At 62.1% G+C, this 21480-nt stretch carries 22 protein-coding genes and 1 pseudogene; 13 read left to right on the top strand and 10 right to left on the bottom strand.

The annotated features are described in order from the left end of the window. Window positions 1-11 precede the first annotated feature (11 nt). Window positions 12-533 (bottom strand): DUF721 domain-containing protein, encoded by a 522-nt coding sequence (locus tag DXY04_RS06880; protein WP_115161519.1) that lies wholly within the window; start codon window positions 531-533, stop codon window positions 12-14. Between the two features lie 64 nt (window positions 534-597). On the opposite strand from DXY04_RS06880, the gene DXY04_RS06875 reads away from it, so the two are divergent. The 5 genes from DXY04_RS06875 (at window position 598) to DXY04_RS06855 (ending at window position 4628) form a co-directional block, all read left to right on the top strand. Continuing rightward, the gene (locus DXY04_RS06875; protein WP_115161518.1) at window positions 598-1371 is read left to right on the top strand and encodes a PspA/IM30 family protein; all 774 of its coding nucleotides are present in this window, start codon (window positions 598-600) and stop codon (window positions 1369-1371) included. Window positions 1372-1427: 56 nt separating this feature from the next. Then, complete coding sequence (trxA, locus tag DXY04_RS06870) at window positions 1428-1754, top strand: thioredoxin (RefSeq protein WP_170950537.1); 327 nt, start codon at window positions 1428-1430, stop codon at window positions 1752-1754. Next, window positions 1741-2931 (top strand): aminotransferase class I/II-fold pyridoxal phosphate-dependent enzyme, encoded by a 1191-nt coding sequence (locus DXY04_RS06865; protein WP_115161517.1) that lies wholly within the window; start codon window positions 1741-1743, stop codon window positions 2929-2931. Before trxA ends, DXY04_RS06865 begins: the two co-directional genes overlap by 14 nt. A gap of 7 nt (window positions 2932-2938) precedes the next feature. Then, window positions 2939-3706: a biotin--[acetyl-CoA-carboxylase] ligase gene (locus tag DXY04_RS06860; RefSeq protein ID WP_115161544.1), complete on the top strand. Its 768-nt coding sequence runs from the start codon at window positions 2939-2941 to the stop codon at window positions 3704-3706. Window positions 3707-3779: 73 nt separating this feature from the next. Further along, entirely contained in the window at window positions 3780-4628 is an 849-nt protein-coding gene (locus DXY04_RS06855) for a M23 family metallopeptidase (protein ID WP_115161543.1), read from the top strand. Window positions 4629-4658: 30 nt separating this feature from the next. Here DXY04_RS06855 and DXY04_RS06850 read toward each other — a convergent pair. The 3 genes and pseudogenes from DXY04_RS06850 to DXY04_RS06840 form a co-directional block, all read right to left on the bottom strand. Further along, window positions 4659-5033: pseudogene (locus DXY04_RS06850) on the bottom strand (winged helix-turn-helix domain-containing protein); the annotation flags it as partial. Between the two features lie 111 nt (window positions 5034-5144). Continuing rightward, window positions 5145-5843 (bottom strand): ABC transporter ATP-binding protein, encoded by a 699-nt coding sequence (locus DXY04_RS06845; RefSeq protein WP_115161515.1) that lies wholly within the window; start codon window positions 5841-5843, stop codon window positions 5145-5147. After that, window positions 5836-7407 carry an NAD(P)H-quinone oxidoreductase subunit N gene (locus DXY04_RS06840; protein ID WP_115081663.1) on the bottom strand — a complete coding sequence of 524 codons (1572 nt, stop codon included), beginning with the start codon at window positions 7405-7407 and terminating at the stop codon, window positions 5836-5838. The genes DXY04_RS06845 and DXY04_RS06840 overlap by 8 nt, the downstream gene beginning before the upstream one ends. Window positions 7408-7518: 111 nt before the next feature. Here DXY04_RS06840 and topA point away from each other — a divergent pair, with 111 nt between their 5' ends. Genes topA through DXY04_RS06815 form a run of 5 tightly spaced genes read left to right on the top strand, consistent with a single transcriptional unit; the run spans window position 7519 to window position 13477 of the window. Continuing rightward, window positions 7519-10218 carry a type I DNA topoisomerase gene (topA, locus tag DXY04_RS06835; RefSeq protein ID WP_115161514.1) on the top strand — a complete coding sequence of 900 codons (2700 nt, stop codon included), beginning with the start codon at window positions 7519-7521 and terminating at the stop codon, window positions 10216-10218. After that, the gene (locus DXY04_RS06830) at window positions 10218-10646 is read left to right on the top strand and encodes a hypothetical protein (RefSeq protein ID WP_115161513.1); all 429 of its coding nucleotides are present in this window, start codon (window positions 10218-10220) and stop codon (window positions 10644-10646) included. Before topA ends, DXY04_RS06830 begins: the two co-directional genes overlap by 1 nt. Further along, window positions 10643-11296 carry a DUF2232 domain-containing protein gene (locus DXY04_RS06825; protein WP_115161512.1) on the top strand — a complete coding sequence of 218 codons (654 nt, stop codon included), beginning with the start codon at window positions 10643-10645 and terminating at the stop codon, window positions 11294-11296. Before DXY04_RS06830 ends, DXY04_RS06825 begins: the two co-directional genes overlap by 4 nt. Further along, the gene (locus DXY04_RS06820) at window positions 11268-12467 is read left to right on the top strand and encodes a nicotinate-nucleotide--dimethylbenzimidazole phosphoribosyltransferase (RefSeq protein ID WP_115161511.1); all 1200 of its coding nucleotides are present in this window, start codon (window positions 11268-11270) and stop codon (window positions 12465-12467) included. Before DXY04_RS06825 ends, DXY04_RS06820 begins: the two co-directional genes overlap by 29 nt. Before the next feature lie 17 nt (window positions 12468-12484). Next, window positions 12485-13477, top strand: coding sequence for an ABC transporter substrate-binding protein (locus DXY04_RS06815; protein WP_244278611.1), 993 nt, complete (start codon window positions 12485-12487; stop codon window positions 13475-13477). Here the strand turns inward: DXY04_RS06815 and DXY04_RS06810 are convergent. Then, the gene (locus DXY04_RS06810; protein ID WP_115161509.1) at window positions 13451-14572 is read right to left on the bottom strand and encodes an aldo/keto reductase; all 1122 of its coding nucleotides are present in this window, start codon (window positions 14570-14572) and stop codon (window positions 13451-13453) included. The genes DXY04_RS06815 and DXY04_RS06810 overlap by 27 nt on opposite strands. Then, the gene (locus DXY04_RS06805) at window positions 14569-15117 is read right to left on the bottom strand and encodes a bifunctional nuclease family protein (protein WP_114988245.1); all 549 of its coding nucleotides are present in this window, start codon (window positions 15115-15117) and stop codon (window positions 14569-14571) included. The genes DXY04_RS06810 and DXY04_RS06805 overlap by 4 nt, the downstream gene beginning before the upstream one ends. A 49-nt stretch (window positions 15118-15166) precedes the next feature. Between DXY04_RS06805 and DXY04_RS06800 the strand changes: the two genes are divergently transcribed. Continuing rightward, window positions 15167-15835 carry a riboflavin synthase gene (locus DXY04_RS06800; protein WP_115161542.1) on the top strand — a complete coding sequence of 223 codons (669 nt, stop codon included), beginning with the start codon at window positions 15167-15169 and terminating at the stop codon, window positions 15833-15835. Here the strand turns inward: DXY04_RS06800 and DXY04_RS06795 are convergent. The 4 genes from DXY04_RS06795 to DXY04_RS06780 are packed head-to-tail and all read right to left on the bottom strand — an operon-like array spanning window position 15820 to window position 19332. Next, window positions 15820-16191, bottom strand: coding sequence for an AbrB-like transcriptional regulator (locus DXY04_RS06795; RefSeq protein ID WP_011363609.1), 372 nt, complete (start codon window positions 16189-16191; stop codon window positions 15820-15822). The two genes, DXY04_RS06800 and DXY04_RS06795, sit on opposite strands and share 16 nt — an antisense overlap. 54 nt (window positions 16192-16245) lie before the next feature. After that, window positions 16246-16836: a cytochrome c oxidase subunit 3 gene (locus DXY04_RS06790; protein ID WP_115161508.1), complete on the bottom strand. Its 591-nt coding sequence runs from the start codon at window positions 16834-16836 to the stop codon at window positions 16246-16248. Further along, entirely contained in the window at window positions 16833-18500 is a 1668-nt protein-coding gene (gene ctaD, locus DXY04_RS06785; protein WP_115161507.1) for a cytochrome c oxidase subunit I, read from the bottom strand. Before ctaD ends, DXY04_RS06790 begins: the two co-directional genes overlap by 4 nt. Window position 18501: 1 nt before the next feature. Continuing rightward, on the bottom strand, window positions 18502-19332 hold the full coding sequence (locus DXY04_RS06780) for a cytochrome c oxidase subunit II (protein WP_115161506.1): 831 nt from the start codon (window positions 19330-19332) through the stop codon (window positions 18502-18504). 200 nt (window positions 19333-19532) lie between these two features. Here DXY04_RS06780 and DXY04_RS06775 point away from each other — a divergent pair, with 200 nt between their 5' ends. Continuing rightward, window positions 19533-20459, top strand: coding sequence for a COX15/CtaA family protein (locus tag DXY04_RS06775; protein WP_115161505.1), 927 nt, complete (start codon window positions 19533-19535; stop codon window positions 20457-20459). Then, window positions 20452-21435: a heme o synthase gene (locus DXY04_RS06770; protein WP_115161504.1), complete on the top strand. Its 984-nt coding sequence runs from the start codon at window positions 20452-20454 to the stop codon at window positions 21433-21435. The genes DXY04_RS06775 and DXY04_RS06770 overlap by 8 nt, the downstream gene beginning before the upstream one ends. Window positions 21436-21480: the final 45 nt, after the last annotated feature.

Below are 21480 nucleotides of genomic sequence, written 5' to 3'. Positions count from 1 at the left end.
GCTGACGATGCCTAGGACGGTGACAACGTCTGGCGGTGGCAAAAACCGCAGTGCTTCCAGAGCTTCATTTCCCCCTTGGGTGCTGGTCTGCCGCAGTCCGGGCACGTTCCCATCCCATGGACGTCGGCGCGGCTCGGATGCTGAGCCCAAATGCTGGCTTCGCTCTCCAGCACTGGGGATTGGAGGGAGTGGTGTTGCTGAATGCGCAGATCACGCACCGCGTGGCCGGCTTGGTGCAGGGCGCTGATCAGTTGAGGCTTGTTGTAGAGGAGAGCCTGGCGCCATTGGGGATGGCTGGCTCCCACGGTCAGCACCCCGCGTTGCAGCGATAGGGGGCGGCAGTGCGGTGCCAGTTGCGCTCCCGCAACTCTCGGCCAGTCCTGCCAAAGCGCTGCCAGATGGTCGTCCTTGCGCCACTCCCTCTGAAGTGCGCCAAGACAGGTTTTCAAGGGTTCTGCCGGAGCTGGCGCAGCTGACTGCAGCAGCTCCAGGCCCGGAAGGCGACGCCGTTGGGATTCAGGTGCAACCGCCATGGGTTGATCCTAGGCAGAACTGCTGCAGGAACCTCGCTAATCTCAGCGCGTCTGAGGCCAAGCCATGGGTTTCTTTGATCGGCTGAGCAGGCTGGTTCGTGCCAACGCCAACGCTGCCGTCAGCAGCATGGAGGACCCGGCCAAGATCCTCGATCAATCCGTCGCTGACATGCAGGCGGATCTGGTCAAGTTGCGTCAGGCCGTCGCCCTGGCGATCGCGAGTCAGAAGCGACTGACCAGCCAGGCTGAGCAGGCTGCAGCTCAATCCAAGACCTGGTACGAGCGTGCTGAGCTGGCGTTGAAGAAGGGTGAGGAATCCCTGGCTCGGGAAGCATTGACCCGCCGCAAGACGTTCCAGGAGACGGCAACCTCGCTGACGGCCCAGGTGCAGGCCCAAGACGGCCAGGTGGAATCGCTCAAGAAGAGTCTGGTTGCCCTCGAAGGAAAGATCGCTGAGGCCAAGACCAAGAAGGACATGCTCAAGGCCAGGGCCCAGGCGGCCAAGGCCCAGCAGCAGTTGCAAAGTGCCGTCGGCAGCATCGGCACTGATTCCTCCATGGCGGCCTTCGAGCGGATGGAGGAAAAGGTGGAGGCCCTGGAGGCCACCGGCCAGGCTGCGGCTGAGCTGGCTGGATCTGATCTGGAGAGTCAGTTCGCGGCTTTGGAAAGCGGTGGCGGTGTTGATGATGATCTCGAGGCGTTGCGCGCTCAGCTGAAGGGAGGCCCGGAAGCCGTTGCTCTTCCCGCGTCTGAGACCTCCGAGGCCGTGAAGCCCGTGCAGGTGGAAGAGGTGGATGCTGAACTCGAAGACTTGAAACGATCCATCGACAAGCTCTGATCAACCCAGGAAAGTCGTCCGGCTTTCCATAGGATCAGTTCAGTCATTTGAGTGCCTTGGCTGGAGCTGTTGCCGATTTCACCGACGCTGGTTTTGAACGTGAAGTTCTCAAGGCTTCCGGCACGGTCCTCGTGGATTTCTGGGCTGCCTGGTGCGGCCCTTGCCGACTGATCGCTCCGTTGATGGATTGGGTGGCGAGCGACTACGGCGATCGCGTCAGCGTCGGCAAGCTCGAGGTGGATTCCAATCCTCAGACCCGTGACGCTTACCAGGTTCAGGGCATCCCCACACTGATCCTCTTCCGCAACGGTGAAGTGGTGGCGCGGCATGAAGGTGCCATCGCCAAACCGCAGCTGCAGTCCTTCCTGGATGCCAACCTCTAAGCGGCTTGCCTCACTGGGCAGCGCTGTTTTTGCCCGTGTTGATGCCGCCAAACAGGCTTATCGGCTCGAGGCGTCTTCTTCGCTCCGTCCGGATCTGGTGGATCTCTCCATCGGATCCTCTGATCTCCGGCCTCCCACGGCGTTGTTGGACTCCATGGCCTCAGCGGTCATGGAGTCCAGCAGCAGCTCCTATTGCCTTCAAGCCGGCCTGAGGCCTTTTCATGCCGCCGTCGCGGACTGGTGTCGGCATCGCTTCGACGTTGCCGTGGATCCTGATCATGAGGTCCAGTTGTTGGTGGGATCCCAGGAAGGAACCGCCCATTTGCCGCTGGCGGTGCTGGATCCGGGTGACCCTGCCCTGCATCTGGACCCCTGTTATCCGTCCCATACCGGTGGATTGCACCTGGCGGGAGCCCGGACCACGGTCCTTTCCCTTTCCCCTGAAAACGACTGGCGGCCGGACCTGATGACCATCAGCCCCCAGCTCTGGGATCAACTGAAGTTGTTCGTTTTGGGGTACCCCCACAACCCTTCAGCCCGGGTGGGGGATCAGGAGGATCTCAATCGCATCACGGCGATCGCAGCTCGGCATGACGTGGTGATCGCTCACGACAATCCCTATGTGGATCTCGCCCTGGATGGAGAGCCTCCCTCGCTGTTGCAGGCTTCAAACTGGCGGGAGTGCGGCATTGAATTCTTCTCCCTTTCCAAGGGCTGGTGCCTTGGGGGATTCCGACTTGGTTTTGCAGTTGGGGCTGCACCGCTGATTGCCGCCCTGCGTCGCGCCAAGGCCGTCATCGATTTCAACCAAAGCCTGGCTCTGCAGCAGGGTGCGATTCAGGCCTTGCAACGCTTCCCCGATTGGCCGCGGCAACTGCATCCGACCTATCGCGAACGACGGGATCGTGTGGTCGAGACCCTCAGGGCACGCGGTTGGTCGGTTCCATGTCCAGAGATGGCGATGTACCTCTGGTTCCCCTTGCCTGATGCGGCCCATCGTCGGGGCTGGAGTGATGAAGATGCCGCGAGGGAACTGCTTCAGCGCAGTGGTGTCGCCTTGACCCCTGGGTCTGGGTTTGGTGTCGGCGGTCGCCAGTGGCTGCGCATGGCGCTTGTGCGGCCAGTGAATGAGTTGGTGGACGCTGCATCGCGTCTCGCGGATGCGATGGATGACTGATCAACGCATGCAGCAACATCGATTCCCACACTTCGGTGGTGGCCGGTTGATGGCGACGTATCGCCGCCTCGCTGGTGCCTCGGCACGCCACTGGTCCATCCGTCATGTGCCTGTGTGCAGCAGCACGGATGAGCTGCTGGGGGCCTGGTTGCGCGATCAGCCTTCATTGATGGGACCTCGCGCCGTCATTGCCACCCACCAGCGCCGGGGAGTTGGCCAATGGGGGCGCGCCTGGGTTTCTCCGCCAGGTGGTGTCTGGATCAGTGCTGCTTTGCCTTGGCGGAGCCAAGGGGCCGGTCAGGCCGGCTTGCTTGGCTTGGCGCTGGCCCTTTCGGTGGTGCACCGGCTTGAGCAGCAGGGCCTTTCGGTTCAGATCAAATGGCCCAACGACCTGTTCGTGAACGGCCGCAAATTGGCGGGCCTTCTGCCAGGGGTGGTGCAGCGGGGCTCCCAGCTGCGTTTGCTACGCATCGGCCTGGGCCTAAATGTGCGGAATGCAGTTCCTGGCCATGCCATTGCCCTGAGAAGGCTTGAAGGGCAGCAGGCTGCGGATCCGATCCGATGGACGGCGGAGGTTTTGCTGGCCTTCGATCATTGTCACGACGAAGGAGGCGATGGGGCCTGGTGCCTCGATGGCGTTGAGGCCAGGCTCTGGTCCGATCAGCTCGTCCATCCTCAAGACGGTCAGATCTGGCGGATTGCTGGCCTTGAACGCGATGGAGGGCTGCGGTTGCGTCAGGGTTCAAGGACTGAAACCTGGCGCCGCTGGCCCTGAGTTGGTGTCCCATCCATAGGATTCCTGAGCACAGCCGTCTTGTCCGTTGCTGGCTTGGTTCGCGCTGATCTGGATGTTGGTTCCAGCCGCGGTTACGCAGGGTTTGGATCAGTCGCTCGATGGTTTGGTTCGCCAACGGGTGATCACGTCCCAGGAGCGCAAGCTGCTCCGGGGCGGTGGCGCGGCGGTTCCCATCGAACGCAGCCGTTTTAAGGAGGCCTGTCGCACCGGTGCTCTGTCCCGGCAGGACTGTGCTTCCGGGGTGGCCAGGCGTCCGCCGGGGGCACCGGCCTCAGCACGGGTTCGCTTGATCCCCTCCCGCCAACCATTGCGTGTTCCCGTGTCAGCGCTTTTCGCCCGCGATGGCGGCACCTTTCGGCTGGAATCCGTCTTTGCGGTCACGCCCCGTCCGCTGCCAACTCCTGGCAATGGCGACAGTCAACTGCTGTTCCCGGTGGCTGGAGATGCTTTGAAAAGCAGCGGGTTTGGTTGGCGTCTGCATCCGATCCTGGGGAGCTGGCTGATGCATGCCGGGCGGGACTTTGCGGCACCGGAGGGCACACCGGTGGTGGCTGCTCTTTCGGGGCAGGTCTTAAGCAGTGGTCTTGCCGGTGGGTATGGCGTCGCCATCGAACTGGAACACGCCGAGCCATTGCGCCGCACGCTCTATGGCCATCTCTCGGAGATCTACGTGCGACCCGGTCAACCGGTGCGCCAGGGAGAGGTGATTGGCCGCGTCGGCAGCACAGGTCTCAGCACAGGGCCGCACCTGCATTTCGAGTTGCGCACACCCTCGCGGGCCGGTTGGCAGGCCGTTGATCCAGGGGATCTGGATCTTTCCGCCGTGATGCGTGCCAACAACGATCCTGTTTCGCTCCTGTTCGGCCAGGTGTTGCGCAGCCTTGAACGGGATCAGCCCTAGCCCAGAGCGACGCCGAGCGAAACAGAGACGTCAGTTCGTCTGTTCCCTGAGGATGAATCCGACACCGCGCACGGTGTGGATGAGGGTTGGCGCGTCGTCCAGTTCGACTTTTTGACGCAGGTAGCGGATGTAAACGTCGAGAAGATTGTCGTCCCCATAAAAATTTTCTCCCCAAACACCGTGCATGATTTCCTGGCGTTCAAGCACGCGGCCAGCACCCCGCATCAGGAAATTCAGCAGGTCGTATTCCTTCACAGACAGTCGGATCGCACGATCTCCCCGCATCACATCTCGGGTTCGCGTGTTCATGCTGAGGTCGGCGACCTTGAGAATTTCGTTGACATCTGAGCCGCCTAAAGGCCCTGAGAATGTTTCAGCACGGCGGTGCATGGCCCGCAGGCGTGCCCCTCATCGGTGATTTCAGCACTGATCAGCTGCTGAATGCGCGGATCATCTTCCACGACTGCAACACGAAGAGCCTTGGGGGTCTCCTCCATTAGCGCAGGGGCACTGCACTCATTGTGGGCATCCAGTGAGCGCCCGACCATCCTGGAATCGAGCAATGCGTTGTGCTCGGGCCGCCACATCGTCCTCATGGGTCACCATCACCAGGGTGATGCCCTGTTGGTGGAGTTCATCAAACAGTTCCAGCACCTCGGCGGTGGTGCTGGAGTCCAGAGCCCCTGTGGGTTCGTCCGCCAGCAACAGACTGGGGCGGTTGATGATGGCCCGGGCGATGGCCACCCGTTGTTGCTGCCCTCCGGAGAGCTGATTGGGCTTGTTCTCCAAACGCTGCGCCAGACCAACGCGGCGCAGGGCCGATTGGGCACGCTCGATCCGTTCCTCCCTGGGCACCCCCGCGTAGATCATCGGCAGCATCACGTTCTCCATGGCGCTGGCGTGGCCGAGCAGATGGAACTGCTGAAAGACAAACCCGAGCGAGCGGTTGCGAACGTCGGCTAAGGCATCGTCATCCAACAGTTCAACGGCCGTGCCATTGAGCCGGTAGGTGCCATTGGTGGGCCGGTCCAGGCAGCCAAGGATGTTCATCGCCGTGCTCTTGCCTGAGCCGCTGGCCCCCATCACCGCCAGGTAATCCCCCTCCTGAACGGTGAGATTTAGTTGGTCAAGAGCTTTGACTTCGAGATCACCAGATCCGTAGATCTTGCTGATCCCCCTGAGCTCAGCAACCGGCTGCTGCAAAGCCTCAGCCAAGACCCTTCAGACTTGACAGGGCGATGGCTTGCTGAAGCAATGGCGTTCCTGCAACCGCTGTGTTGGCCCACTGGAAGAGGGGATTGGAGAGGATCCCGCCAACGGCGGTGATCGCCACACATCCAATCAGGGCAACCCGAAGAGGCTGCATCCCCATCAACGACCAATTCACCTCGGGGTAGGCCTTGACCACATCGGAGGCCTCTTGGGGCTCCTTCACCACCATCATTTTGATGACGGAGATGTAGTAGTAGATCGACACCACGGAGGTGACCAGGCCAACCACCACCAGCAGGTATTCGTGGTTCGCCCAACCGGCAAAGAACAGATAGATCTTTCCGAAGAAACCCAGCATTGGCGGAATGCCACCCAGAGAAAGCAGGCAAAGACTGAGGCCGAGGGTGATCAGGGGATCCTTCTGGTAAAGCCCCGCGTAATCAGAAATTCGATCGCTTCCTGTGCGGATCGAGAAGAGGATGATGCAGGCGAAGGCCCCCAGGTTCATGAACAGGTAGGCCGCCATGTACAGAACCATGGCCGCGAAACCGTCCTCGGTGCCGCAGACCATGCCGATCATCACGAAGCCGGCCTGGCCGATCGAGCTGTAGGCCAGCATGCGCTTCATCGAGGTTTGGGCGAGAGCAACAACGTTGCCCAGGGTCATGCTCAATACCGCCAGAACGGTGAACAGCAATTTCCATTGATCGTCGAAGGCACCAAAGCAACCCACCAGGATGCGAAGGGCCAGGGCGAATCCGGCCGCTTTGGAACCCACGGAAAGGAATGCCACCACAGGGGTCGGTGAGCCTTCGTAGACGTCAGGCGTCCACTGGTGGAAGGGAACGGCTGCGATCTTGAATGCAACGGTGGCCAAGACGAACACCAGGGCCAAAGCAGCCAGAGGTGTGGTGCTGGTTTGCAGAGCCAGGCCGATGGTGTCGAGGCTGGTGCTGCCGCTCAGGCCGTACAGCAGGGAAGAGCCGTAGAGGAAAACAGCAGCGGCTGCCGATCCCACGAGCAGATATTTGAGTGCTGCTTCCGAGCTGCGGGCATCCCGCTTCATGTAGCCCGACAGCAGATAGCTAGCGACGGAGAGTGTCTCCAGCGAGATGAACACACTCACCAGATCCGTTGCCCCGCAAAGGAGCATGGCGCCGAGGGTTGCGGCGAGGAGGATGGCGGCGTACTCGCCAACGGGTGTGCCGCTCTTCTCCGCGTAACGCCAGCTGATCAGCAGCGACAGAAGCGTGGACAAGGCAATCACAGCCCGGAACGCCACCGCCAGGTTGTCGGCGAGGAAGGCTCCAAGGAACGAGGGCTCCAGCGGTGCGTTCCACTGCAGGGCCAGCAGCACCAGGGAGGTCCCCAGGCCGACGTAACAAATCGGCGGCACCCAACGTGTGGCGACCTTTTCGCCGGCCAGGTCCACCAAGAGGGTGGCGATCATCGCCAGCAGAACTGCAGCTTCGGGCAGTACGGCGGAGGCATTGAGAGAGAGATTCAGCAGCTCACCAGGGGCAGCCGTGGCCTGGGTGGCGAGAAGGAAAGCACCCATGTCGGGCATGGCAGCCTGGAACCGTTGCGCTGGGGCGACTGTAGCGGCGCTTGACGCGCCGACGGTCATGCAGAGCGCTGCTCGGTGCGATAAAGAAGGGGAACGGTTTACCTGCCGCTAGTGGCGCACACCCTCGTCATCGTTGAGAGCCCCACGAAGGCCAAGACCATCCGTGGCTTCCTTCCCAAGGGATTCAAGGTCGAAGCCTCCATGGGGCATGTCCGCGACCTTCCCAACAACGCCAGCGAGATTCCGGCATCGGCCAAGGGGCAGAAATGGGCCAACCTCGGTGTGAACACCGACGCGGATTTCGAGCCGCTGTACGTGGTCCCGAAGGACAAGAAGAAGACGGTTCGCGAACTCAAGGACGCCCTCAAGGGTGCTGATCAGTTGCTTCTGGCGACGGACGAAGACCGGGAAGGCGAAAGCATCAGTTGGCACCTCCTCCAGCTGCTGGCGCCGAAGGTGCCGGTGAAGCGCATGGTGTTTCACGAGATCACCAAGGAGGCCATCGGCAAGGCTCTGGATCAGACCCGCGACCTGGACATGGAGCTGGTCCATGCCCAGGAAACCCGGCGGATTTTGGATCGCCTTGTGGGGTACACCCTGTCCCCTCTCCTCTGGAAAAAGGTGGCCTGGGGACTCTCCGCCGGGCGGGTGCAGTCCGTTGCGGTTCGGCTCCTGGTTCAACGGGAACGGGCCCGCCGCGCCTTCCGCAGCGGCAGTTACTGGGACCTCAAGGCCCAGCTTGAGCAGTCGGGCAGTGCCTTTGAGGCCAAACTGACCCATGTGGGTGGCCAGCGGATCGCCACCGGCAACGACTTCGACGAGAGCACCGGCGGGCTGAAGGCAGGCAGTGCCGTGCGGCTGCTCAGCGAGAGCGAGGCCAAGGCGTTGGCTGAATCCGTGCGAACCAGCGCCTGGACTGTGGATGCGGTGGAGGAGAAGCCCACCGTGCGCAAGCCGGTGCCTCCCTTCACCACCAGCACCCTTCAACAGGAGGCGAATCGCAAGCTGCGCCTTTCAGCCCGGGAAACCATGCGCTGTGCCCAGGGGCTCTACGAACGCGGTTTCATCACCTACATGCGGACCGACTCGGTTCACTTGTCGGATCAGGCGATCAACGCATCCCGCAACTGCGTGGAGAGCCTTTACGGCAAGGAGTATCTGAGCAAAGGGCCGCGGCAGTTCAGCACCAAAGCCCGCAATGCCCAGGAGGCCCATGAAGCGATTCGTCCATCCGGCGAAAGCTTCCGAACCCCCGGTGAAACCGGTCTGGATGGGCGAGATCTGGCGGTGTATGAGCTGATCTGGAAGCGCACCGTGGCCAGCCAGATGGCTGAAGCCAGGCTCACGATGCTCTCGGTGGATCTCAGCTCAGGCGAGGCCAGTTTCCGGGCCAGCGGCAAGCGCATCGACTTCCCCGGTTTCTTCCGCGCCTACGTGGAAGGCAGTGATGATCCCGATGCGGCCCTTGAGGGTCAGGAAGTGTTGCTGCCGGCGTTGAGCGTTGGCGATGCACCGGAGCCGAAGACCGTTGAGCCCCTTGGCCATCAGACCCAGCCGCCGGCACGGTTCAGCGAGGCATCGCTGGTGAAGATGCTGGAAAAGGAAGGCATCGGCCGGCCGTCGACCTACGCCTCGATCATTGGAACGATCGTGGATCGCGGCTACGCCACGCTGTTGGGCAACGCCCTGACCCCCAGCTTCACCGCCTTTGCTGTGACGGCGTTGCTCGAGGAGCATTTCCCTGAACTGGTGGACACCAGCTTCACCGCTCGAATGGAGAACACCCTCGATGAGATCTCCCACGGCAAGGTGCAGTGGTTGCCTTACCTGGAGGGCTTCTACAAGGGTGATGAGGGCCTGGAAAACCAGGTGCAGCAACGGGAAGGGGACATTGACCCCGGTGCATCCCGCACCATCGATCTGGAGGGCTTGTCCTCCGTGGTTCGCATCGGCCGCTTCGGCGCCTACCTGGAGGCCAAACGGGTCAGCGACGACGGTGAGGAAGAGCTGATCAAGGCCACCTTGCCCCAGGAGATCACTCCGGCTGATCTGGATGAAGAGCAGGCCGAATTGATCCTCAAACAGAAGGCCGACGGCCCCGAAGCCATCGGTGAGGATCCGGAAACGGGAGATCTGGTCTACCTGCTCTTCGGTCAGTACGGCCCTTACGTGCAGCGGGGCCAGGTGAGTGATGAGAACCCCAAGCCCAAACGTGCGTCTCTGCCCAAGGGGCAGAAGCCGGAGGATCTCACCCTGGAGGATGCCCTCGGACTGCTCCGTTTGCCGCGTCTTCTCGGTGAACACCCCGATGGTGGGCGGATTCAGGCGGGGCTTGGCCGCTTTGGCCCTTACGTCGTCTGGGACAAGGGCAAGGGCGAGAAGGATTACCGATCGCTCAAGGGGGATGACGATGTTCTGGCGGTGGGGCTGAGCCGTGCCCTTGAGCTGCTGGCCATGCCCAAACGGGGTCGGGGTGGACGCACCGCCCTCAAGGACCTCGGTAAGCCGGAGGGCAGTGATGAAACGATTCAGGTCTATGACGGTCCTTACGGCCTGTATGTCAAACAGGGCAAGGTGAATGCCTCGCTGCCGGAAGGCAAGGGCGCTGACGATGTGACCCTTGAAGAAGCGGTGGAACTGCTTGCCGCCAAGGCAGCATCGAAGAAGGGTGGTCGTAAAACCGCCGCGAAAAAACCAGCCGCGAAAAAAACAGCCGCCAAGAAACCAGCGGCCAAGAAACCCCCCGCCACCACCAAAACCGGTCGGCTCAGGGCCAGTGCGGTGCGGGTGATCAAGCCGGCTGACAGCTGATGGCCCGTTTGCTTTGGCTGCTGCCCGTGGGGCTCCTGCAGGCCTGTGCCGGCACACCGGTCGCTGAACAGTTGGAACGCTCCTTCGCGGTGCCTGAAGCCAGGCCGGCTCAGGCAGCTGCGCCCGCACCGGTTGTGAAGGCCAGCCCAACAGTTGTCAGCCCATCGGTTGCCAGCCCTACTGCTGCGACTCCCTCCACGCCGGCGGCCAAGGCTGTTTCCCTGCCTGAGGCAACGGATGCTCCTGATCCTGTTCCGCAGCCAAAACCACGGACGGTGTCATCCCAACGTCTGCCCCAAGCGCCCTACCGGATCACCATCCGTTTGGCCGGAGCCGACCCTGCCGCTCCTGCTGAAGCCGTCACCCGTGCCCTGCGTGAGGCTGATGTTGGCTTTGCGGTGGAACGGATTGAGCGGGTTGAACCATGACCGACGCGACCCACCGGTTGAGCCGCCAGCAGGCTCTGAGGCTGGTTGAGGGGGCATATCTCGCGGCCGCGACTGGGCTGATCTGGTTGGCTCTGTACTACTTGCCGGTGGGTGGTGCGCTGTTCCGTCTGGCCCTTCCCTTGCCCCTGATCCTGCTGCAGTTGCGTCGTGGCAATCGTTCCGGTGCAGAGGGTCTGCTGCTCTCTGTGCTGCTGCTCACCGCCTTGATGGGTCCTTTGCGTGGACCGCTGCTGCTGTTTCCCTACGGCCTTTTGTCGCTCTGGCTGGGCTGGAGCTGGTGCCGGGGGATCAGCTGGTGGCTGAGCTGGTCGGGAGGCGTTGTTCTTGGAACGGCAGGGTTTTTGGTGCGAGTTCTGGTGCTTTCGTTGCTCGTGGGAGAAAACCTCTGGGTCGTGATCACCCGGGCCGGTTCCGCTCTGCTCGAGCGCTTGATCGCGGTACTGCATCTGCCGATCACACCGGATCTCACCCAAGTGCAGTTGATGGCGTTGCTGTTGGTGGTTGTTCAGGAGGTCATCTATGTGCTGTCTCTTCATGCTTTGGCGTACTGGATCTTTCCCCGCCTGAAATCACCGATTCCGGAGCCCCCGAGGCTGCTGCATGGACTCATTGCCCTCGATCCCCTCTGAAGCCTCGGTGTTGCCTGAGGGCTGCCAGCAGCTGGGAGGTCTCGGTGCACGCAGGTTGGACGCAGCGGCACTTCGTCCCTGGACCTCCAACGATCAACCGCTGGATCTTTTGCTCGTTCTGGCGGCCACACAAACGGCTGAGCATGAAGGGATTTCAGCCGCTGGCTCCACCGTGGCTTCGCGGCGCTACACCGCCCTGGCTGATGCGGAGCTACTGATTCACGGGCCGGCGCGGCAGCGCCGTTGGCCTCTGCCGCCTCTGCCCGCTGGCGTCTCCCCCGCCCTGCTCAGCCATGTCGCGGCGCGACGCTTGACGTTGAGGCCGCAGGTGGCGGCCCTCGGCTTGGCTCAGAAACCCGATTTTCCTCACCTGCACATCGAGCCCCTGGACCAAGGCCCCTCGGCCTGCCTGTCCAGTGGTGCGGCGATGCCATTGCCGAGGGTGCAGCATTTGTGGCGACAGGGAGAGCTGCTGGGGCGAGGGTTGCAACGCCCCTTGGTGGTGGCGGAGTGTGTTCCAGGGGGCACCACAACCGCTCAAGCGGTGTTGACGGCCCTCGGCGTGGAGGTTGCCCATCTGATCAGCGGTAGTGCTCTTCATCCGCCGCAGCAACTCAAGAAAGATCTCGTTGTCCGAGGGCTTCAGCAGGCTTCGCTTGGTGCGCATCCTTCGGCCGAGCAGATCCTGGCTGCTGTTGGTGACCCTTTTCAGGCCTTCACCGCAGGGGTGGTGGTGGGTGCGGTGTCCGCGGGACAACCGTTGCTGCTGGGGGGCGGTTGCCAGATGCTGGCTGTTCTGGCCTTGGCGATGCAGGCTTTGCCCGCCCGTCAGCGGGACCAGCTGGCGGCCCAGGTGCTGATCGGCACCACCGGTTGGCTCGCTGATGAGGGTGCGGATCTGGCAGGTCAGTCCCCCTTCGGCGGGCTGGTGGATGCCACTGCGAGCCACCTGACCTCTGCCCTCTCCGTTCTGGCCTGTGGCGTGCGTTTTCACAGCAGCACCCATCAACCCTTACGTGACTACGAACGGGGCTATGTGAAAGAAGGGGTGGGGGCCGGCGCTCTTTTGCTGCTCGCCCAGTTGCGTGGATGCTCTTGTGCCGATCTGGTGCTGGATTGTGAGCACGCCCTGGAGCAGCTGCTCAGCCGCCCCGTAACGTCAAGCCCATGAACGTCTGGAGAGAGCGGTTGGGTCCCCTGCGCCGGCGCCAAGTGCTCCAGATGATCGGGGCGACGGGAACCGTGCTGCTGGCGGGCTGTCGTCCGGCGACATCCGTGCCAACCCTGATGGCTCCGGCTGGGGTTTTGCCGAAAGCGTGGGCTGATGCCTTGCCCAAGCCCTGGCGCCTGACGTTGGCTCCAGCTCAGCAGGACTGGAGGCCGGCGGATCAGGCGCGTGCCGATGTGTTGGTGATCGGTGATGGATGGCTTGATGCCCATCCAGCGGACACGCTCCAGCCCATTGCCTCTGAACCGCTCCTGAGCCAGTTGGATGGTCAGGCCAAGGCTCTGCTGGCCAGCCTCGGTGCTCTTCAGGATCGGGTGTTGCCGCTGGCCGTCAGCCCCTGGGTGATGCTGCTGCGGGATGACGCGGCTATGACCCAGGAGGGGTGGCCCCTGTTGCTGGATTCCGCCATGGCAGGGCGTGTGGTGCTTCCCGCCAGCCCCCGCTTGGTCATGAGCCTGGCGGACCATTTGGGAGGAGGCCAGGCTTTGCCTGCCCTGCGTCGCCAGGCCCTCACCTATGACGACCGTCAAGCCACCAACTGGTTGCTCAAGGGTGAGGCCAAGGTGGTGGTTCTTCCCCTGAGCCGCTGCATCGCTCTGTTGGGGCGTGATCCCCGTCTTCGGGCGATCCTGCCTGCCTCCGGTGCCCCCTTGCACTGGACAGTTCTACTTAGGCCGGAGGCCAGTCGTGAACCGGTTCCCCAGCGCTGGGTCGAGCAGGGATGGCGGGATCCCCTGCGTCGCCGCTTGGTGCAGCAGGGATGGCGGGCTCCGATTGCATCGCCAGGGCTGATGGTGGACCAGAACGCCCTATCGGCGCGTCTGCGGCCTCTGCTCTTTCCGTCCGCAGACACCTGGTCGCGCTGCTGGTCGCTGCCACCGCTGTTGCCCGAAGACCGGAGCGCCCTGGAAGAGCGCTGGCGTGATTCAGCTCCAGAGCCGCCGTCGCGGTGAAGACTTCAAGCGTTGGTGGGTGTCCGCCAGCAGATCAGGAATGGGCAAGTGATGCGGGCAACGGGGAAGGCACTCCCCACAGCGTTCACAGGCGGAGGCGTCGTGCTCTTCCCACCAGTGACCGGCACGGCCGATGAGGTTGTAGCGCTCCTGCGCAAATTCGTTGAGCCCATGGCCCATGGCCAGATTGCGCAGCCGCAAGAGTTCGGGGATCGGAACCTCGTTCGGACAGGGAAGGCAGGCCTGGCATTGCTTGCAATGCTCCTGGCCAAGCCGTTCCTGCTGCCGCCTTTCTGCCGTGATCAGAGCCTGTTGCTCGGCCTGGCTGAGGGGCCCATCCCCCTGCGCCAGGGTTGCGGCGAGTTGAAGATCCCCTGCAGCTGCGGCGCCAACGGTCAGGGTGCTGATGCCCTGTGCCAGCAGGAACCTGTAGGCCAGCTCGAGGGGGGCAAAGGGGGTGCAGTCGTCCACCAGTGTTGGGCTGGGGGCCTGGAGGCGACCGCCTTTGTCGGCAGGGGAAATCGCCATCACACCGAGGCCGTGCGCCAGGGCCCAACGGGCCAGGGACAGGCGCTGGGGACCCAGCCAATGCAGGTGCAGGCTGCAGAAACTGAAGCGCTGGCTGCGCAGCGCCCGATCGATCAGCGGGTTGCTGCCATGGCTGCTGAAGCCCACCTGGCTGACGCGGCCACTGCTGACGGCCCAGTCCAGAAGCTTGGACCCATCGCCCACCAGGGCCCAGTCCAGATGCTCCTCCCGGTTGATGCCATGGATGGCGAGGTTGTCGAGCTGTGGACAGCCCAGCCGCTCCAGAATCTGATCAAGGCGGCGTTGTCCTTCCTCGAAGCTCAGCCCTGGCAGCAGTTTGCTGGTGATCACCCAGTGGTCAGACCCTGTGCGGGTGTTCTGGCGAAGGGCCTCTCCCAGAAAACGTTCCGCAGGTCCGTAGGCCGGGGCGGTTTCCAGATGGTTGATTCCAGCTGCCGCTGCCGCGTCAAGCACCTCGGCCATCTGGGCCGCCGAGTTCAGGGCACGCATCGTGCCGAGGGTGAACAGGCTGACGGGGCGGCCGCTGCCGAAGGCGCGGGTGTTCACTCCTCCGAGGGCGTCTCGCTGTCTTGGTTGCGCAGATGGCGCACCAAGGCCGCAGGGCTGAGGTCGTCGACGAAACGGCTGAAGGCACTTTGATCTTCCGCATCCGCCTCCGCATCCACCGGTATCGAGGCTTCCGCCACCACCTCTTCCAGCATCCAGATGCCGCTACCGGTGCGGATCGCCAGGGCAATGGCGTCGCTGGGTCGGGCATCCACTTCAATCAGTTCCAGCACTTCGTTTTCAGCCAACTCGGCTTCGTCCAGATCGGGTCGCAGCTTCAACACCGCATGAAAGGTGCTGTCCTCAATCGCGTGGACGATCACGCGCTCCAGTTCGAGCCCCCCAGCCACCAACAGTGCTGCCATCAGGTCATGGCTGAGGGGGCGTGGTGGTTCTCCCCCCTGCAGTCCGGCCATGATGTTGTGGGCTTGCGCCTGATCGATCCAGATCGGCACCTGACGGCGGCCACTTGGATCCCGCAGCAGCACCATGGGTGTGCGGCTGGCGGCATCGAGGGCAATTCCGGCGACGCTCATTTCGACCATGTCGGCGGCGCGGCTCTATCCGATTATGGCCAGAGAGCCGCTGCGGGCGATGTTCACTGGGCTGGTGCAGTCAGTTGGAAGGATCGAGCGCCGTGCCGGGGCGGTGGTGGTTTGGGGCTGCGCTCCTTTTGCCCCGTTGGCCCTTGGCGACAGCGTGGCTGTGGATGGCGTTTGCCTCACGGCAGCAGAGCTGATCGCGGATGGTTTCCGCGCCGATGTGAGTGAGGAAACCCTGCGCCGCACCACGTTGGGACGCAAAGCGGATCGTGGTGGTGCGGTGAACCTCGAGCCAGCGCTTCGACTGAGCGACCGCCTTGGAGGTCATCTGGTGAGCGGTCATGTGGATGCGACCGGAGAAGTCACCTGCGTGGAGACCCTCCCCCACTCCTGGGCCCTGTCGATCCGCTGGTCGGATCCCCGATTCGGCCGTTATGTCTGTGAGAAGGCCAGCATCGCGGTGGATGGGATCAGCCTCACGGTGGCTGACTGTTCAGCCGATGGAACGACATTCAGCCTTGCCGTCATCCCCCACACCTGGGAGGCGACGACCCTGAAACACCTGGCTGTCGGGGACACCGTGAACCTTGAGGCCGATCAACTGGCCCGTTACGCCGAGCGGCTGCTGCATGCCACCGCTGCCGATGACGGAAACACCGATGGCCAAAACAAGACCGAGAATCTGTCAGCCAGCTGGCTGGCGGCTCACGGCTGGTCTTGATCCATCTGCTGCAGAACGATCATTCCGGAGTCCCGCTGCAGCTCGATCTTGAACTCCTGGCCGGGTTCCAGGCCGAGCCGACGGGTGTAAGCGTGGCCGATCAGCAGGTTGCCGTTGCCATGCACACGGGTTCGGAATTCGGCCTGGCGACCTCGGCTTCCGCCTGAGGAACTGCTGCTGCTTTTCGGCAATTGCCATCCCTGGGCCGCCGCTTTGGCCTCCACCAGAGCCCGATAGAAACTCTTTTTCAGCAGTCGTCCGCTGGGGCCGACGTAGCCGCAGCCGCGGGCGATGTCATCTTCCGGCCGATTGCTGAGCGATCTGGCCTTGTCCAGCAGTTCCTTGCCGACCAGCATTTCAGGAATTAATTCAACTGAATTCTGGCCAAGCTCGCCAATCAAGGCAAGGGATCAGAGCAGATAAAGGATCACGAAAAGAATCACCCAGATTCCATCAACAAAGTGCCAGTACAACTCCGCTGCTTCCAGGGGGAAGTGGTCGGCTGCAGTCACACGGCCCTGCGGCTGCCTCGCCTGCCACCAGACGATCAGGATCATCAGGGCGCCGAGGGTCACGTGGAGACCATGAAACCCCGTGGCGGCGAAGAAGGTGCTGGCGTAAAGGTTGTCGGTGAGACCGAAGGGGAGTGTGAAGTACTCCACCATCTGGCTCACCAGAAAGGCCAGGCCGAGGCCTGCGGTGATCAGCAGCCAGCGTCGACAGCGGCCGTGGTCGTCCTGTCGGATCGCCTGGCCGGCCCGGTGGAAGGTGGCACTGCTCACCAGGAGCAGAACGGTGTTGAGGATGGGCAGGGGGAGCTCCAGTTCATAGATGGCTCCATCCGGTAGGGGATTGACCGCTTTGAAGGTGAGGTAGGCCGCAAAGAAGCCGGCGAAGGTCATGGCGTCCGCCACAAGAAATGTGGCCAGGCCGAACATGCGGTGATCGGGATGCTCCCCGTGGCTGTGGTTCTGATCCTTCGTGGGAACTGTGGTGGTCATTTGCCGCTGCTCCAGAGATCACGACCGCTGGTTGCCGTCAGGTCCAGCTCGTCCGGTGGGACGCCGTAGCCGTAGGGCTCTTCCACCAGAGGGGCCTCACCAGTCCAGTTTTCGACCGGTGGAGGAGAACTGGTCAGCCATTCGGGCGTGAGTGCTTTCCAGGGGTTGTCGCCTGCGACAGGACCGCTCAGGGCGCTGTGGATCACATTCCAGAGGAACGGCAGGGTGCTGATGGCCATCAGCAGGGCTCCGACGGAGCTGATCTGATTGATCAGGGTGAATTGGGGGTCGTATTCAGCAACGCGTCGCGGCATCCCATTGAGGCCCAGCCAGTGCTGGGGGCCGAAGCACAGGTTGAAGCCGATGAACGTGAGGGCACAGTGCAGGCGGCCGAGATCTTCATTGAGCATCCGGCCGGTGAACTTGGGATACCAGTGGTAGATCGAGGCGAAGATCACGAACACCGATCCACCGAAGACGATGTAGTGGAAGTGCGCGACGACGAAGTAGGTGTCGTGCACATGAATGTCGAACGGCACCTGCGCCAGGGCGACCCCTGTGATGCCTCCGAGCACGAAGTTCACAATGAAGCCGCAGGAAAACAGCATGGCGCTGTTGAGGCTGATGCGGCCGCCCCAGAGTGTTGCCAACCAGTTGAAGAACTTGATGCCGGTGGGAACTGCGATGAATGCGGTTGCAATGGTGAAGAACAGGCGCATCCAGGGAGGTGTGCCGCTGGTGAACATGTGGTGCGCCCACACAATCAGGCCCAACACAACGATGGCCATGATCGAATACACCATCGTCACGTAGCCGAACAGCGGCTTGCGGGCATGAACCGGCAGGATTTCACTCACCAAGCCGAAGGCCGGCAAGACCATGATGTAAACGGCTGGGTGCGAATAGAACCAGAACAGATGCTGGTAAACCACCACGTTTCCCCCAAGGGTGGGGTTGAAGAAGCCTGTATGGGCAACGATGTCGAAACTCAGTAACACCAACGTTCCTGCCAGAACCGGTGTTGAGAGAACCACAAGAATGCTGGTTCCCAGCATCGCCCAGCAATACATGGGGAGCTGCATTAGTTTCAAACCGGGGCGACGCAGTTTGAGAATCGTGGCGATGAAGTTGATGCCTCCGAAGATCGAACTTCCGCCCAGGAGCAGCACGCTCAGGATCCAGATGATTTGGCCCGTTGCTGGTGTGGTGATGCTCAGAGGTGGATAGGCCGTCCAGCCCGATTGCGCAGCCCCCGTGAGGAAATAGCTGGTGATCAGCATCAAACCGGCTGGAGGGATCAGCCAGAACGCCACGGCATTCAGGCGCGGGAAGGCCATGTCCCTTGCACCCACATAAAAGGGGATCAAATAGTTCCCAAAAGCACCATTCACCACGGGGACAATCCAGAGAAAGATCATCACCGTGCCGTGGAGCGTCAGCACCTGGTTGTAGACATCACGTGCCATGAAGTCGGACACGGGACTGGTGAGTTCCGTGCGAATGGCACCGGCTAGGGCGCCGCCAATCAGATAAAAAACAAAGCCGCAGACGAGGTACTGCAGCCCGATCACCTTGTGATCAACGCTGAAGCTGAAATACCGCAACCAGCCGCTGGGTTGAAGCCGTGGAGGGCTGGACGTTTCCGGGGGCAAACTGATGGTCATCTCAGGCGTTCGCGATGGTGAGCGTTTCGTCTTCAGGTGCGGCTTTGGCGTTGTCCCTGTACCAGCTGTCCCAGTCCTCCGGGCTTTCCACCACAACGGTGGAGCGCATTCCACCGTGGTAGGGCCCACAGAGTTCGGCGCACACGATTGGATAACGGCCGGTGCGTGTGGGTGTGAAACTCAGCTGGGTTGGTTGGCCGGGAATGACGTCCTGCTTCAAGCGAAATTCAGGCACCCAGAAGGCATGAATCACATCTTTGGCTTCCATCCGCAGAGTGATCGGTCGATCGGCTGGCACATGAAGTTCACCTGACGTGATGTCTCCCTCTGGGTAATGAAAGAGGAAGGCAAATTGCATTGCTGTCACTTCAACGGGTAAAGCATTTGTTGCGGCTGCTGATTCAATCGAGCCTGAACTAATGCCTCCCCAGATCTGTTCGTCGTGGGCTCCGCCCATATGGTCATGGCCGAGAGGCACCATGCCACCCATCCGGTCGTAAATGTCGTAGCTGTAGAGACCAACAAACAGCACCACAACAGCAGGAACAGCTGTCCAGAAAATTTCAAGTGGCAGGTTTCCTTCGATGGCAAGGCCGTCGCCGAGTTGGCCGCTGCGTCGCCGAAAGCGAATCAGGCTGAACACGAGAAGACCAACGATTCCGATAAACAGAATGCTGCCAATCGTGAATAGAACCTTAAAAAGCTCGTCGTAAATCGGCGCGTTGGCGCTCGCATCGATGGGGAGAAGGTTGATGTTCTGGCCGATCCATAGGCCGCCCAGAGCAAGAACCATCCCGATCACCAACGTGAGAATGGCGGATGGGATCTGCACCTGATCAATCCCAGGTTTACAACAGCGTATGGGCCTGGCTGCGGTTCTCCATGAAGTGATTGTTAAGGCCTTATTTCTGTCAGGAAAAGGGGATGATTTTTCCTCGTTTGTGTTGCAGACGTCCACACAGCGTGACGTCATCTTCTGCATCGCTACGGTCCAAGCAATCCCTTTTGGGTGCATCGGATGGAGCTTGTTCGATGATGCTTTCCTCAATGTCGACATTGCGTCGACGTCTTGGGTTGTTGTCGGCTCATCTAGTGGTTGCCGTGATCGCTTTGGTGGTGATCGGTGGAGCAACCCGGGTGATGGAAGCCGGCTTGGCCTGCCCGGACTGGCCCCTGTGCTTCGGCTCGTTTTTGCCGGGTCGCCAGATGAATGTTCAGGTGTTCCTTGAGTGGTTTCACCGCCTTGATGCCTTCGTCATCGGCATTGCCCTCGTGGTGATGGCTGTGGCGACGACGCTTCAGCGGTGCCAACTGCCGCGATGGCTGCCCTGGCTGGCCATTGGTCTGATGGTTTTGGTGGCGATGCAGGGAGGTTTGGGTGCGCTGACGGTGACCCAGTTGCTGCCCTCCGCTGTGGTGACAGCCCACCTGGCTCTCGCGCTCACCCTCGTGGCGCTCCTGAGTGGGCTGACCCAACGCCTGCTTCACCCCGCTGCTGCCGTCGCTCCGCTCTGGTGGCGCATCGGGGCATCGCTTGGCCTGTTGTCGGTCTTTGTGCAGTGCCTGCTCGGTGGTCGCATGGCCACCGCATGGGCAGGGCAGCGATGCCTTGCTGGAGGAGAGGCCTGCCAGCTGGTGCTTTCCCATCGCCTGACGGCGATGCCGGTGGTCGTTGTTGTGCTCGGCTTCGCCGGGGCAGCCGTGCTGGCGGGTGGTTGGGCTCGTCAGCAGTGGCCCTGGCTGGGTGGGGCCGTGCTTCTGGTGCTGGTTCAGGTGGCCCTTGGTGTTCTCACCCTCCGTCTTGGTTTGTCGCAACCGGCGGTGACCGTTGCGCATCAACTCGTGGCTGCACTGCTGATCGCTCTGCTGGCGGCGCTTCTGGTTCGCTCTCCGAACCTCCCCTCACCGTCCCGTTCCGTCGTCCTCGACGACACCTCGTTGGAGGCCTGTCATGGCTGAAATCACTGCAACCGTTCGTCCGACCCGTGAGGAGGTCGTTCCCTCCCGCAAGCGGGTGAAACTTCCGGCCTGGCTGGAAGTCGCCAAGCCCCGCCTGATCCCTTTGCTCCTGGCCACCACCCTGGGTGGAATGGCTCTCAGTGAAGGCTGGCCGCTCTCATCGCCTCGGCTTGTCTGCACCCTGGGAGGAGGGGCGCTTGCCTCCGCTGCTGCAGGGGTTTTGAACTGCTTGTGGGAGCAGGATCTCGATGGCCGGATGGCCCGCACCAGCGGTCGCGCACTCCCCTCCGGTCGGCTGTCGCCCACCAGTGCATTCATCGGCGCCATCGCCTGCACCCTCGCGGCGGCGATGCTTCTCGTAAGCGGTGTGAACTGTCTCGCTGCTGGGTTGTCCCTGCTCGGCCTCTGCAGTTACGTGCTGCTCTACACAGCCTTGCTCAAGCCGCGGACGTCCCAGAACATCGTCATCGGTGGGGTCGCCGGGGCCATTCCGCCCCTGGTTGGGGCGGCGGCCGCCACGGGCCATGTTGGCCTCGGGGGCTGGTGGCTGTTCGCTTTGGTGATGGTCTGGACGCCAGCCCATTTCTGGGCTTTGGCCCTGCTGTTGCGCGAGGACTATCGCGCTGTCGGGATCCCGATGCTGCCCGTGGTGAAGGGCCCCGTTGTGACGGCGCGGGCGATCAAGACCTACGGCTGGATCACCGTTCTGCTCAGCGGTTTGGGCGTGTTCGCTTTGCCTTCAGGTGGCGCCTTCTATGGCGTGATGCTGCTGCCGTACAACGGTCGATTGCTGCAGCTCGTTGATCGGCTGTCCCTGGATCCCGACAGTCTTGTGAATGCCAAGGCCCTGTTCCGTTGGTCGATCCTTTATCTGTTTGGTCTCTGCCTGCTTCTCATTCTCAGCCGGACGGATCTGGCCTCAGGCTTTGCTCACCAGATGATGCAACTTCTCTCCCTGCCAACGGCGGTGCAATGAGCACTCTCTAGATTCCCTGAATTGGCCGAGCAAGTCCCTGACGGT

The organism is Synechococcus sp. UW86 (assembly GCF_900474085.1).
Lineage (GTDB): Bacteria > Cyanobacteriota > Cyanobacteriia > PCC-6307 > Cyanobiaceae > Parasynechococcus.
Note: the sequence above shows the minus strand (reverse complement) of the source record. Positions and strands in the feature narration are given on the sequence as shown.

What these genes read in the sequence shown, in the direction of transcription:
- DXY04_RS06825 (WP_115161512.1), top strand. Translation starts at nt 10,643, where the DNA reads ATGACCGACGCGACCCACCGGTTGAGCCGCCAGCAGGCTCTGAGGCTG.
- ctaD (WP_115161507.1), bottom strand. Translation starts at nt 18,500, where the DNA reads ATGACCATCAGTTTGCCCCCGGAAACGTCCAGCCCTCCACGGCTTCAA.
- DXY04_RS06860 (WP_115161544.1), top strand. Translation starts at nt 2,939, where the DNA reads ATGCAGCAACATCGATTCCCACACTTCGGTGGTGGCCGGTTGATGGCG.
- DXY04_RS06855 (WP_115161543.1), top strand. Translation starts at nt 3,780, where the DNA reads ATGTTGGTTCCAGCCGCGGTTACGCAGGGTTTGGATCAGTCGCTCGAT.
- DXY04_RS06820 (WP_115161511.1), top strand. Translation starts at nt 11,268, where the DNA reads ATGGACTCATTGCCCTCGATCCCCTCTGAAGCCTCGGTGTTGCCTGAG.
- DXY04_RS06775 (WP_115161505.1), top strand. Translation starts at nt 19,533, where the DNA reads ATGATGCTTTCCTCAATGTCGACATTGCGTCGACGTCTTGGGTTGTTG.
- DXY04_RS06770 (WP_115161504.1), top strand. Translation starts at nt 20,452, where the DNA reads ATGGCTGAAATCACTGCAACCGTTCGTCCGACCCGTGAGGAGGTCGTT.
- DXY04_RS06790 (WP_115161508.1), bottom strand. Translation starts at nt 16,836, where the DNA reads ATGACCACCACAGTTCCCACGAAGGATCAGAACCACAGCCACGGGGAG.
- DXY04_RS06805 (WP_114988245.1), bottom strand. Translation starts at nt 15,117, where the DNA reads ATGGTCGAAATGAGCGTCGCCGGAATTGCCCTCGATGCCGCCAGCCGC.
- DXY04_RS06880 (WP_115161519.1), bottom strand. Translation starts at nt 533, where the DNA reads ATGGCGGTTGCACCTGAATCCCAACGGCGTCGCCTTCCGGGCCTGGAG.
- DXY04_RS06800 (WP_115161542.1), top strand. Translation starts at nt 15,167, where the DNA reads ATGTTCACTGGGCTGGTGCAGTCAGTTGGAAGGATCGAGCGCCGTGCC.
- DXY04_RS06840 (WP_115081663.1), bottom strand. Translation starts at nt 7,407, where the DNA reads ATGCCCGACATGGGTGCTTTCCTTCTCGCCACCCAGGCCACGGCTGCC.
- DXY04_RS06865 (WP_115161517.1), top strand. Translation starts at nt 1,741, where the DNA reads ATGCCAACCTCTAAGCGGCTTGCCTCACTGGGCAGCGCTGTTTTTGCC.
- DXY04_RS06830 (WP_115161513.1), top strand. Translation starts at nt 10,218, where the DNA reads ATGGCCCGTTTGCTTTGGCTGCTGCCCGTGGGGCTCCTGCAGGCCTGT.
- DXY04_RS06875 (WP_115161518.1), top strand. Translation starts at nt 598, where the DNA reads ATGGGTTTCTTTGATCGGCTGAGCAGGCTGGTTCGTGCCAACGCCAAC.
- DXY04_RS06795 (WP_011363609.1), bottom strand. Translation starts at nt 16,191, where the DNA reads ATGCTGGTCGGCAAGGAACTGCTGGACAAGGCCAGATCGCTCAGCAAT.